This is a genomic window from Bacillus sp. 03113 (genome assembly GCF_006546985.1).
Lineage (GTDB): Bacteria > Bacillota > Bacilli > Bacillales > Cytobacillaceae > VATK01.
Genome location: NZ_VATK01000012.1, coordinates 136,279 through 148,872, shown reverse-complemented (window position 1 = coordinate 148,872; position 12,594 = coordinate 136,279). Strand labels below are relative to the sequence as shown.

The following is a 12,594-nucleotide window of genomic DNA, read 5'->3' as shown; positions in this document are numbered from 1 at the left end:
AAATTTGTTCTTCTATTATAGAACATTTGTTTGCTTTTGAATACTCTTGATCCTAAAATCAATAAAGCTTTTATATAGAGACTCACATAAAAAACACTGCCTCCACTAAGCTGGAGGTCAGTGTTCGTGAGTGTGTTTTTTCCCTGCTAAGCTTTTACTTTCTCATCACTTGGATAGGCAAGTCCTATTTGCTTTCGTGCTTCTTCGATAATTTCCATTGTGATAAGAGAATTTTCAAACGAATTCATCTCAGACTCGGTTTTCCCTTGCTTAATTAATTCAATAAATTCCTTTGCCTCATAATACATGGATTCGTACTCTAGGGGGCTAGAAATATCTTCTATTTTTCCATCTCGATAACTAACCTGAACCTTTTCAGGTGTACTAATTTGTTCAATGACGATGCTCCCCTTTTCTCCTTGAATTTCAGATGGAAGGAACGATTGCGTTATTTTTGAATGCGTAATGATGACTTCCTTGTCTTCATATTTAAGAAGAATGCTTCCTTCTCCATCCACACCAGAATCAAGCAATAAGCCACTTGCTTTTACTTCTTTTGGCTTTCCAAACAATACAACAGCTGGGTAAATACAATAAATCCCGATATCCATTAATGAACCATTTGAAAAAGCTGGATTGAAAGCATTTAAGATCTTCCCTTGCTTATATGCATCATAGCGAGAGGAGTATTGGCAATAATTCGAAATAAATTTTCTGACTGGACCAATTTTTGATAGATGGTTTTGAATATTAAGAAAGCCTGGTAAAAAGGTTGATTTTAAAGCCTCCATTAATAATACTCGATGTTCTTTTGCTGTTTTGATCATTTCCGTAAGCTCGTAAGTGTTAGAGGCTATCGGCTTTTCGCACAACACATGTACCCCGTTTTTTAGAAAAATAGTCGCTTGCTCTTTATGATAAGAGTTAGGGCTTGCGATATACACAGCATCGATTTCGCTGCTCTTTGCCATCGCTTCTAAATCCGTATAGATTAGACTGACATTATATTTTCCCGCAAACTCACTTGCTTTCTCTGCTGTTCTTGAATAAACAGCCGTTAATTGAAAACCCTGTACAGCTTGAGCAGCTTGAATAAAACGATCTGTTATCCAATTCGTTCCGATAACTCCGAATCTAACCAATAGTCTTCCACTCCCTCTTTTTTGTTAGTTTTGTCTTGTTAAAAAGATGCATCCAGTTCTTTCATTGGCCAATATCTTAAATTTACTTTTCCTACTACTCTTTCTAAAGACACAAAACCGATTTGTCTGCTATCAAAGCTTACTAACCGATTATCTCCCATAACAAAAAGCTGTCCTTCTGGAACCGTCTCATTTCCTGTTAGTTCTTTTAATGTAAAATCTCCCGTTTGCTTACTGCCATAATCATTTTTTCTCAACGTATTTAAAAATGGTTCCTCTATTTTCACGTCATTAATATACAAATGGTCACCACGATACTCAATCCTGTCTCCCGGAAGCCCAATCACTCTTTTTACATAATCCTCTTTTGAATTGGCGTGAAAGACAATGACATCAAAACGGTGCAAATCCCCTATTTGATAGCCAATTTTATTAATAACAAGCTTGTTTCCATTTTCAAGCGTTGGCTCCATCGATTCACCTTCAACCACATAACTGGAGAAGAAAAAAGCTCGTACAAACACAAAGATGATAAATCCTATCCCAAAAGCCTTCACCCATTCAATTCCTTCTCTTTTCAGCTTTTTCTTCAAAAAATAACCTCCATTTTACATATCAAACTTGTCTATTTCTACATTAATAATCTCTTTGACGTTCCTTTTCAACCTTCCTATTGATTCTTCCTTCAATTCTTTTACCTAAAGCCCACAAAATAAAAATAACAACAGCAACTATCGCTGTCCGTATCGGTTGAGTAATTAACGAACGAATATCATATCCAACAAAGCTGATCGTAAAAATCATGACTAGTTTTCCGATTAACACCGCTAGAACATATTGCGGAGTGCTGATTTTTGAAAGTCCTGCTACGATATTGACTAATGCTGAAGGTGTAAAAGGAAAGCATAGTAAAATAAATAACGGACCAAACCCATGACTTTCCACCCAACGCATTAATTTTTGTACTTTTTTATGTTTTTGAATAAAGCTCAAAAGTCTTTTCTGGCCGTATTTTCGAATGAGAAGAAAGACGAAAATAGCCCCTGCACATGCACCAATCCAAGAAAAAAGAAATCCAAACCATAAACCGAATGCATTTGCATTCGCTAACACAAAAAGGAACAGTGGTAAAAAAGGCAAAAATGATTCAAGCATCGGTAATAGGATCCCTGCTATCGGACCAAAAGAACGGTATTCGTTTATCAATTCCATAATATGATCAAGTGTAAACCACGTTTTTATGATTTCTACGTCCATGAAATATCTCCTTGTTTTCTAAAAACAAATCTGCATAGTCAGAATTCATTTTATTTCAATTACTCTATTGTACACTTTCGCTAAAGCAAATAAAAATAATTGAAATACCTTATTGTATAGCAGAATAAAGTTCTTCTAAGTCATTCATTCAAATTTTGCTTGTGCATTACTTTCCTAAAAACTCATCGATTGCAGCTTTATTCGCTTCTAAATCAATTGTTAAAACATCGCCAATGCCACTGATTCTATCGTTGTCAAAGGAATGGTCAACTGGAATCCGCAGCGTTTCAATGGTTCGATTTTTATTCATTAGCAAATTCTTGCCCATGAATAGGATATCTCCAGTATCCATGTTCGTGTTTATAAAAGGAATCATTCCTCCTACGAGCTTTGGAAGTTTAGGAACGGTTTGAACGCTTGTAATTTGATCAGCAACTTCTTTTAAAACCTTTTGTTGACGTGCAACTCTTCCAAAATCACCTACAGCATCATGCCTAAAACGCACATAACCTAATAAATGCTCTCCGTCTAGCATTTGAACACCCGGTTCGAGCTCTACATCAGCAGACATTTTTTTCTCCACATCCATTTTGACCCCTTCTGGAAATGCTGTATCAACTAAATGTACAAATCCTTGGAAATCTACGATCGTATAATATTGTAAATCAATATTGAAATTTTCCTTAATCGTCTTCCGCAAAAGTTCAGGACCGCCAAAAGCAAATGCGGCATTGATTTTATTCTTTCCATGCCCTGGAATATTGACATAACAATCTCTCATAATAGAGATAATTTTATAGGAATCTTGATCTGGTACGTAGTGAGCAATCATAATCGTATCAGATCTTGATTTCTCATTTCCGCGTGCATCGCTGCCAAGCACCAGAATGTTTGTCCCGCCATACTGATCTTTTTTGCCATTAAATTCATATTTTTCTTGATTGATCGCGGCTTCTTTATTCGCTTCCTTCATCCCCTGTTTGAACTGGTAATAAGAAAATCCGAATATAACTATGCAAAGAAGGAACAGCACAAAAAATACCCTTTTCCATCTTACTTTTCTTATTTTTTTATGTTTTCGATGTCTATCTGCTCTCATGATATAGTTCCTTTCTTTGAAGAAGATTACAACCTTCTATAATATATGACTCTCATTTTTCACAAAAGGTTTCCGCCTCATTACTATATTCCTTATTTTACACAAAAAACCGCAAAAGCTTAAAGCTCCTACGGTCATATATTTCATATTCTTTACAAATATTTTTCAAACCAATCCGTTATATAATTTAAGCGTTTTATTCGAAATGAGGGCTTCCCGCTTCTTGATAACTCATGATTGGATTCAGGAAAGCGGATGAATTTCGTTGTTTTCCTTTGCCTTTTTAATGCAATATACAGCTGTTCTGCTTGTTCAATTGGACAGCGATAATCCTTTTCGCTATGTAGAATCAGTAAAGGTGTCTGTATGTTGTCAACATATGCTAGCGGCGAATGCTTCCATAACGTATCAATATCCTTTAGGTCTGCTTTTATTTGCCATTCCGTGAAGTAATATCCGATATCACTTACTCCATAAAAGCTGATCCAGTTCGAAATAGAACGTTGTGTAACCGCAGCCTTAAAGCGATTTGTATGACCAACGATCCAGTTTGTCATAAACCCGCCATAGCTTCCACCTGTCACTCCTAGCCGGTTTGGATCAATATAATCAAACTCCTGCAGAGCATAATCAACTGCATCTATTAAATCTTCGTAATCCTTGCCCCCATAATCGCCACGAACAGCATTGACAAATTCTTGACCGTAGCCATGGCTGCCTCTTGGATTAATGTAAAGGATTACGTAGCCGTTCGAAGCAAGGATTTGAAATTCATGAAAATAGGTGTTGGCATACATCGCATGAGGGCCTCCATGGATCTCAAGAAGAAGCGGGTATTTTCCCCCTTCTTGAAAATCAGCAGGCTTTACGATCCAGCCGTAAAGCTCCCATCCATCTCTGGACTGGAATTGAATCGGCTCTGTCGCTGCCCAATCATGGTTTTCCTTAAATTCTTTATTGACATTTGTTAGCTGATCTAATTCCCCAGTTCCAACAGTTAACAAAAATAAGTCACCAGGATTAAGAGGATCACTGATCGCTACTACCGCTTTGTCTAGCTTTCCTCCTGTTGACAACCCATATACATGCTGCTGATCAAGTAAAGCGGGATAGATTTCTCCTTCAACCGTTCCATAATACACAACGGTATTTCCATGATCTGTTGCTAAAAAATAGAAGCTGTGGCTATCCTCTCCCCAAAGAATCCCCGGTGCTGAGGCACCCTGTTGAAAATCTCCTACGACATAGTCTCCGATATTCACGTCCCATCCATCTGTTAAGCACGTTAAAGCATCTGTTTCCATATCATAGATCCAAATTTTCGAAAGGGTTGCATTTTCGTATTCTCTTTCATGCCCGATTATTGCTAAATTGTTTCCATCGGGTGACCAAGCAGCCTGATAAAAAGCCCCTTTTCCAGCTGTTACGTTTTTTAATTCTTTTGTGTCTATCTCGTACAAATAAATATCTTGAAGAAAGGAAAAATCCTTATCCTCACTTAAGTCCACCGCAATCGCTATGTATTTTCCATCGGGGGACCAGCTTTCCAGCTCATAATCATGCTCTCCGCTTGTGATCTGATTCAGTTCTCCTGTTTGAACATGAACAACCGCCACCTGAGTATATGTCCCGTCCCAAAATCCTTTGGCGTTAGATTTGTACTTCATGTTGTCTACTTCCAAAGGAAGCAGCTCTTTCGTATTCTCTTCTGTTTCGTGTAAAAAGCTTTCTTTTCCTAAAGCAATGTTGAAGGCAATTTGTGTTCCATCTGGTGACCAAAATGGATGGCTGACTCCATTCGGATGAAAGGTTAGCTGTCTTGCTTCTCCACCGTGTTTGCTCATTACGTACAGTTGATTTTTTCCGCTACGATTGGATATAAAGGCAATCAATTGCCCATCTGGCGACCAGCGCGGGAAAACATTACGATCATTTCCAAATGTCCATTGGACAGGCTCATTTTTTTGCTCCAAATCCACATAATAAAGGTTGGAGCTATATGCATCCTTTTCTTCATTAATGGTCGTCTCAACGAATAAGCAGTCTCTTCCATTAGATGATACCTGTGGATCAACGACTGATTTCAATATGTATAAATCCTCTGCCTGAATCTTTACTTTTCCTGGCATGTTATTCTCCCTTCTCTCATAAACATTTCCCCTTTTATATTTCGACAATAGAAATATATTCCCTTTTCTATTTTTAAAATTTTTCCACTTGTAAGAACAGTCGTTTCTATATATAATATAAATACAGAACATTTGTTCTTATATTATTTGAAAGGGTATGTGTGCTATGACGAGAATTCCAGAGGAAGATCGAACAATCATGGAGCAATCTTTTTATTTGCCTATGGTGTTAACTGTATTAAATCGAGATCTTTCCGTCATCAATCAAAGCTCATTCAAACTAAAGCAGCCTTATTTAGATCTTATCGAAGAAACAATGAAAGCAATCCAGGCTGATCTCAAAGAGGTAAAGATCTATATGAGAAAAAATCAGCTGCAGGTCCAAAAAATGAAGCGTGATGAGTCTTTTACGATGTTTCTGTTTCTCTACAAAGGGTACGAGGAGCATCATAATTATTTTAATCCGCGTCTTCGAAATAAGGTGGAAGAGCTACTCGAATACTATTTCTTCAAGAGATACGCTTCTGAAGAACAAGGCAAGGCAGAAGCATGACGCTCACATGCTTCTGAGAATAATCCTTCATTTTTTCCCTTGCTTCTTCCAATAGCTTGTCCGCATTTCAAAGGCTTTTTCGTATCTCTCGTCACGATTAAAATAAATATGAGCTTTTCTTGTTTCCTCGACTCTTTGAAAGACCATTGTTTGTAGTACTGCCGTCCTTTTCATTTGATTTCCAAATGAGGTGAAAGAAATCGGTATTTCAATTGATTGTTTATTTTGAAAGGTCACAAGTGTACTGACAGCAGTGAGCCGTTCATAACGAAAAACATACTTAGAAGCAACCCAAATACATTTAGGGTTATCTGGTGAATGTGTGGGAAAAAAATAGAGGGTATTGGCAGAGTCAACTACAATCGGAACCTTGTGAGTAAAATCGGTTAAATGCGTCGTTCCTTGCTTCCTCCCCTCATAGCTGACTCCAAAATAGCTGCAACTAGCCTTGACAATATCGAGCGGTTTAGACGGTATCAAGATCTCATCCTCCAGCTCTAAAACGGTTGAGCAAATTAAATCCTCATACAGAACAGGTAAAATCACCATCGTAAAAGGGTTGATTTCGTATTCTTCTAACTTTCTCTCAAAAGAATTCATAGAATGCACTCCTTTAATACTCTCTTTCTACAAAATGGACATAAAAATCTAAACATGATCCAAAATGATCATTTTATAATCATTTAAACTCAACTCCTTATAGTAAATTATGACTATCATATCAAACAATTCCATTTATAAAATTTTAATAATTAAAATTTCTTAATTTTTTCACATTTTAAAAGTATTATCAAAAAATTTATAAAATTCAGTTGATTATCTTTGAAAAATTCCATATACTATTAAAAAGTCATCGAGGTGATCCATTTGAATGAGAAATCTTATTCTGAGTTAATGAAAAACGGGGTAATGAAAAAAAAGAATGGAAAAGAATCGTTCGTATTAGACTTGTACATTGATATGGTTCTTTCAGAGGTACAATTGAATGCTGAAAAAGAGAAGCTAACTGAGATGATTAATCAAGCTCTTGATGAGCGTAATGAGGAAAAATTCATTCACTTGTCGAACCATTACAGTACATTAGCACGACGCTTTGGAACGTAACGGCTTAACATGAAAAAATGAAGAATTGAGGAAAAAAGACAAATGAACAAGCATTAATTTAGCCTTCTTGAATCGGACGTCAAGAAGGCCATTTTATTTTATTAGGTTTAATTTTATCTGTATTCGTAAACCGCCAAACTTTTAAGGGTCTACTTGAAATCACTTGTCCTTCTGATGCTGCAACTCATATTCTTCAAGGCGAGTAATACGTTCAAGCATTGTTGGATGCCCATAGCGAAAAATTTTAACGAGGATCGGTGGATTGACTTCACTTAAGCCAGCTTTCGTCAATGCTTGAAAGGAACCTATCGCGGCATTGGTATTCTTGGTTAGATTGATTGCATACTGATCCGCTCGTTTTTCCTGATAGCGTGAAGCTAAATTAGACAAAGGACTCGAAATAAACATCAGCATGGACAAAAGCATAAGGAAAAGAGGCAACGATCGTATATCCTCTACTTTTGGGATTTTTAACACCCTCCCCCATCTTTTCACAATTGCATGCATAAGCTTGTAGACAATATATAAGCCAAAAAGGGATAAGAACAAATACCCTGCAATCCCAAAATAAATATGCTTCTCTACATAATGACCCATTTCATGAGCCATGATAAATAAAATTTGATCATCCGTTAATCGATTCAATGTCGTATCCCATAAAACAATTCTCGAGTTAGACCCAATCCCCGTCACATATGCATTAAGAGCATTCGTTTTTTCAGACATATTTACTTCAAAAACGTGCTTCGCTGGAATGTGTGCTTGGTTCGCTAAATCTAGTATTTTTGCTTCTAACTCCTTATTCTTCAAAGGATAAAAATCGTTATACAACGGATCAATTACAATTGGCTGCAAAAACATCATAAAAAGTGTAAATGGAATCGATAGGACCCATGCATAGAACCACCAGCGCTTTTTGCTTTTTTTCATAAGCCAGAATAGAACATACACGATAATAAGCAAAGTTCCATAATTCATCCAAAAATCAATAAGCTCATCTTTTACCCAAGATGAAACAGTCTGAGTGGAAATATGATACGATTTTGATAATGAATAGCTTAAATAGCTTAAAGGCAGCGTCGCAATAAAGGCAAACAAAGATAGCCAAAATAAATAAATAGAGGGATGAAGCCATTTAAATTTGCTTGAACTCTCTGCCCATTTATGAAATATCTTTGAAAAACCTAGCAAAAGGATTAAAAAATAAAAAAGCCACTCAAATGGAGTCGATAAGAAAAATAATAAATTTCGTATTTTCGAATAGTCTTCACTAAGTACAAGCTCCCGACCATTTAAAAAAGTAGCCGGATCTGCCTTCGTTCCTTCATATTCAAACGGAATAGAAGTATTTGAAAAATGAAAAAGATAGACATAAAAAAAGAATCCATATAAAACATAGATCATGATTCCATAAAAGCCAATCTTCCTAGCCATGTGTATTTCCCCCTAATTAGAACATGATGCTAAAGCTACAGCCTGTGTGGTATATAAGATTATCATATCAATATTTCCCATGATCAAAACGATTATACCCATTCACAAAGTACAACCTTTCTTATAATAGTTTAATGAAAAAAGATTGATTTAGAACAAGAACTTTTTTATGTAATTGAACTTACCGTTTCCAAACAAATGAAAAAAAGCTTGATCATTTTTTAAATATATTGTTCTACAATCAAGCCCTTTATTGAATAACTTTTTATTTTCACGATATTGCTGCAATAATAAATAAAAGTAGCTTGAGCACCATTAGGAAACCCAAGCTAGAAAAAGTTTATAATTAAATTTTATTTAGTCGACAAATGGGATCAATCTTGGGATATAGGTAACAACTGCCATACCAATAATCATCGAAAGTATTTCAACTCTCATCACTTTTCTCCTCCTTTAAATGCTGCTTCCAAGTTCCTATTAATTCAACAAGCACAGCTGACAATAATGTCGATATCACAATAGCCCAGCCTGTTGAAAATACATGAGTAATCGCAAAAATAGAATGCAAGGAAGCAGCAATTGCAGCTAAAAAGAGAATCTTCCTTCCTTTTTTCAAGGATGGAACAAGTAACCCGATAAACATTGCATAAAGCGCAATGGACATGCTCTCCTGCAATGTTTTAGGCAAGCTGGCACCTAACATATGCCCTAACCCTGAACCAATGACCCAACTAGAATAAGAAATAGTAATAATACCTAAAACGTATGAGGAGGAAACCTTCCCCTCTCGCATACTTGCGACTGAAAAAACTTCATCTGCCGTCCCAAAAGCAGTTAAAGCTCTAGGGGAAAAATGAGATTCTTCATATTTTTCATTTAAGGAAGCAGACAATAAAAAATGTCTAATATTTACAATAAATGTCGTAATGATAATTTCAAACACACCAGTCCCAATGTTAACAAGGTTAATGAAATATATTGTGAAGCACCTGCAAATACAAGGATACTCATAAAAATGGTTTCGCTTAGTGATAACCCAGTTGATTTGGCTAAAAGACCGAAAGTAGCAGCAATAGGGAAATAGCCAATTCCAATGCTTGAACCTACTTAAGTTGAAAAATCATATCCATTTTTCCATAAATATTAATTCATCCTTTTTAAATCCTTGTTTTTTGTAAAAGCCTTGTACTTTTTCATTATCCAATTCAATCAATAGATTAATCTTTTCGCACCCTGCCTGCTTAAAACGCAATTCAAGCTCAGCCATAATTTTCTGTCCTATATTTCTTCCTTGGTATTCAGGATCAACAGCTAAATGATTAATCCAACCTCTTCTTCCATCATAGCTACCCATTACTACTCCTATAATTCGAGTAGAATCCTCTAGTACAAAAAACAACTCTGGGTCTCTTTTTAATTTTTCCTTCATTCCCTCAAATGTATCAGAACGAGAAAGAATTAATCCTGCTTTTTTCCATAGGTTAGTAACTGCATCAAAATCATTCAAAGTAAACTCACGAAATTTCATATAAAGAACCTCCTATATTGTATAAAAATAACAAACTATTAATAATTATACATATTTATGGAATTTTTTTCAATTATTTCAAACATTAAACCGAATAAATTACTGTTATATCAGCAATAGGAAAAGACCAAATCCATAGCAATTTGGTCTTGAAATTAATATGTTATTTCTAATGTTTCTTCACAAAAACGGAACTATTTAATATCAAAGGCACTCAATCTTTTATCAATCAATATAACAAATGAATAAAATCTTCCTTTGTCACATTTCCAAAGTAATGTTTAATATTCACATCTTTTAATGCGTAATCGATCGTCTCTTTTTCATATTTTAAATCAATTAATTTATTTTCAATGTCACTGACATCGCCAACCCCAAAGAAATCACCATATATTTTGCAATTTTTAATGATGCCTTTGCTGACTTCAAATCTGACATCGATTTGCCCTACTGGGAAGCGATGAGAATGCTGGAGGTTAAACTTTGGTGATTTCCCATAGTTCCATTCCCAATTTTGATAACGTTCTTTTGATAATTGGTGAATTTTTTCCCAGTCCTCATCTGTAAGTGTATATTCCGGAATTTCATTTGTATCGTTAAAAATATTTTTTAAAAGTGTTATTCTAAATTGGTCAATGGTCATTTCTTCTGATAAGAACTCAGAAATATTCGCCACGCGGCTTCTAATTGATTTAATTCCTTTTGATTCAATTTTATCCTGTTTGACCTTTAACGCTGAAACAACATGTTCAATTTCAGAATGAAATAATAAAGTTCCGTGACTGAACATTCTTCCTCTTGTAGAAAACTGAGCATTTCCAGAGATTTTTCGTCCCTCTGCCAATATATCATTTCGTCCGCTTAACTCAGCATTTACACCAAGCTTTCTTAATGCGGAAACTACTGGCTCCGTAAATTTTCGGAAATTATGAAAGCTTTCTCCGTCATCTTTCGTAATAAAACTAAAGTTTAGATTCCCTAAATCGTGATAAACCGCCCCGCCTCCTGAAAGGCGCCTTACGACATGTAATCCTTTCTCTTCAACATAATCTGTATTAATTTCTTCAATGGTGTTCTGATTTTTGCCAATGATAATAGATGGCTCATTTATGTAAAAAAGCAAAAAGGTTTCATTAATATCTAAGTTTTTCAAAGCATATTCTTCGATCGCTAAATTTATCCTTGGATCCGTGATTCCTTGATTATCGATAAAATACATCAATCGCACTCCTCTTTTACAAAATGACCGTTTTATGATAAGCAGCTAACGAAAGTGGACCATCATATTCTATAGATGCTTCATTTATTAATTGTTCAATATTGCCAAAATGCGGAAGATGAGTGAGTATAAGATTTTTTACCTTCGCTTTTTGTGCCAAGTAGCCCGCTTCAGTACTCGTCATATGTCCGGCCGCTTTTCCATCTTGATTATGATAAAAGTTGCATTCACATAATAACAGATCTGCTTCCATACTAAAAGGTATCAGCTCTTCTTTAAAGGAAGTGTCTCCAGTATAAACGATTGATTTTCCCTCTGCTTCTATTCTCATGGCGTAACAGATGGCTGGATGATTTGTACGTAAAAAGGAAATCTTAAATGGACCTAAATCCAATCCTTTTTGTGGATCAAAGGCGATTCCTTTTGTTGCGCTTTGAAAGGTTAGCTTTGAAAACTCCTCAAGATCTTCATTATGTCCGTAAATAGGAAGCGTTTCCTGCTCCCTCCCTAACAATCCTAGAATAAGCCTTGCATGCTGAAGTACTCCGATATCCGCAATATGGTCGGCATGATAATGGGATAGGATCACACCATTTAACTTTTCAGGTGGCAATATATTTTGCATTTTAGACAAGACACTGCTCCCGCAATCGACTAACAAATGATAGCCATCATGCTCCAAAAGGTAGCCTGCACTGGCTTCATTCGCTTTTGGATAGCCGCCCCACGGTCCGATAACTGTTAATTTCAACATGAATCCCTCCATTTATAACGAATCTATCAATACTTATACTATAATAGATTCCCGTATTTTTCACTTTTCACAAAATTGTCATAAAACAACTATTGGATAATACCATCTGTTATATTACAATTATCTTAACAAGAAACACCACAAATTGGAGGAAAAAAAATTATGCGTAAAGTATTAGAATTTTTTCGTCATTTGCCCCGCAAAAGATGTACAGAATGTGGTTGTGAGATAGAGGAGCAGCATGAATGTTACGGCAATAAATGCGAAAACTGCTTGGAGGTTACCATACTAGACTAACAAATTATAAGACTATCATTTGATAAAAAAAGCTGATCAAACAATCATCATGAGTCCCTAACGGTAAGTTTAAACAAC

13 protein-coding genes and 1 pseudogene are annotated in these 12,594 nt (G+C 35.7%); 3 read left to right on the top strand and 11 right to left on the bottom strand.

Annotated features, from left to right (window positions below):
• Positions 1 to 146: 146 nt before the first annotated feature.
• From FDO66_RS13375 to FDO66_RS13355, 5 genes are all read right to left on the bottom strand, one after another.
• Positions 147 to 1,142: a Gfo/Idh/MocA family protein gene (locus tag FDO66_RS13375; protein WP_141433154.1), complete on the bottom strand. Its 996-nt coding sequence runs from the start codon at positions 1,140 to 1,142 to the stop codon at positions 147 to 149.
• Positions 1,143 to 1,180: 38 nt separating this feature from the next.
• Complete coding sequence (lepB, locus tag FDO66_RS13370; protein WP_141433153.1) at positions 1,181 to 1,735, bottom strand: signal peptidase I; 555 nt, start codon at positions 1,733 to 1,735, stop codon at positions 1,181 to 1,183.
• A gap of 43 nt (positions 1,736 to 1,778) precedes the next feature.
• A complete protein-coding gene (locus FDO66_RS13365) occupies positions 1,779 to 2,399 on the bottom strand; it encodes a TVP38/TMEM64 family protein (RefSeq protein WP_141433152.1) in 621 nt (206 codons plus the stop codon).
• A 166-nt stretch (positions 2,400 to 2,565) separates the two neighbouring features.
• A complete protein-coding gene (locus FDO66_RS13360) occupies positions 2,566 to 3,372 on the bottom strand; it encodes an LCP family protein (RefSeq protein WP_309475281.1) in 807 nt (268 codons plus the stop codon).
• Between the two features lie 278 nt (positions 3,373 to 3,650).
• Positions 3,651 to 5,627, bottom strand: coding sequence for a S9 family peptidase (locus tag FDO66_RS13355; RefSeq protein WP_141433150.1), 1,977 nt, complete (start codon positions 5,625 to 5,627; stop codon positions 3,651 to 3,653).
• A 166-nt stretch (positions 5,628 to 5,793) separates the two neighbouring features.
• Here FDO66_RS13355 and FDO66_RS13350 point away from each other — a divergent pair, with 166 nt between their 5' ends.
• The gene (locus FDO66_RS13350) at positions 5,794 to 6,180 is read left to right on the top strand and encodes a YhjD family protein (RefSeq protein ID WP_141433149.1); all 387 of its coding nucleotides are present in this window, start codon (positions 5,794 to 5,796) and stop codon (positions 6,178 to 6,180) included.
• 27 nt (positions 6,181 to 6,207) lie between these two features.
• Here the strand turns inward: FDO66_RS13350 and FDO66_RS13345 are convergent, their stop codons facing one another.
• Positions 6,208 to 6,780 carry a competence protein ComK gene (locus tag FDO66_RS13345; RefSeq protein WP_141433148.1) on the bottom strand — a complete coding sequence of 191 codons (573 nt, stop codon included), beginning with the start codon at positions 6,778 to 6,780 and terminating at the stop codon, positions 6,208 to 6,210.
• A gap of 267 nt (positions 6,781 to 7,047) precedes the next feature.
• Between FDO66_RS13345 and FDO66_RS13340 the strand changes: the two genes are divergently transcribed.
• Positions 7,048 to 7,284 (top strand): IDEAL domain-containing protein, encoded by a 237-nt coding sequence (locus FDO66_RS13340; RefSeq protein WP_141433147.1) that lies wholly within the window; start codon positions 7,048 to 7,050, stop codon positions 7,282 to 7,284.
• 159 nt (positions 7,285 to 7,443) lie between these two features.
• Here the strand turns inward: FDO66_RS13340 and FDO66_RS13335 are convergent, their stop codons facing one another.
• From FDO66_RS13335 to FDO66_RS13315, 5 genes and pseudogenes are all read right to left on the bottom strand, one after another.
• Positions 7,444 to 8,718, bottom strand: coding sequence for a M48 family metallopeptidase (locus tag FDO66_RS13335; protein WP_141433146.1), 1,275 nt, complete (start codon positions 8,716 to 8,718; stop codon positions 7,444 to 7,446).
• A 427-nt stretch (positions 8,719 to 9,145) separates the two neighbouring features.
• Positions 9,146 to 9,822, bottom strand: a pseudogene (locus FDO66_RS13330) (AzlC family ABC transporter permease); the annotation flags it as partial.
• Positions 9,823 to 9,838: 16 nt separating this feature from the next.
• Positions 9,839 to 10,246 (bottom strand): GNAT family acetyltransferase, encoded by a 408-nt coding sequence (locus FDO66_RS13325; protein WP_141433145.1) that lies wholly within the window; start codon positions 10,244 to 10,246, stop codon positions 9,839 to 9,841.
• A 229-nt stretch (positions 10,247 to 10,475) separates the two neighbouring features.
• Entirely contained in the window at positions 10,476 to 11,465 is a 990-nt protein-coding gene (lplA, locus tag FDO66_RS13320; RefSeq protein ID WP_141433144.1) for a lipoate--protein ligase, read from the bottom strand.
• 16 nt (positions 11,466 to 11,481) lie between these two features.
• On the bottom strand, positions 11,482 to 12,216 hold the full coding sequence (locus FDO66_RS13315; protein WP_141433182.1) for an MBL fold metallo-hydrolase: 735 nt from the start codon (positions 12,214 to 12,216) through the stop codon (positions 11,482 to 11,484).
• Between the two features lie 162 nt (positions 12,217 to 12,378).
• Between FDO66_RS13315 and yhfH the strand changes: the two genes are divergently transcribed.
• Positions 12,379 to 12,516 carry a protein YhfH gene (gene yhfH, locus FDO66_RS13310; protein ID WP_141433181.1) on the top strand — a complete coding sequence of 46 codons (138 nt, stop codon included), beginning with the start codon at positions 12,379 to 12,381 and terminating at the stop codon, positions 12,514 to 12,516.
• Positions 12,517 to 12,594: the final 78 nt, after the last annotated feature.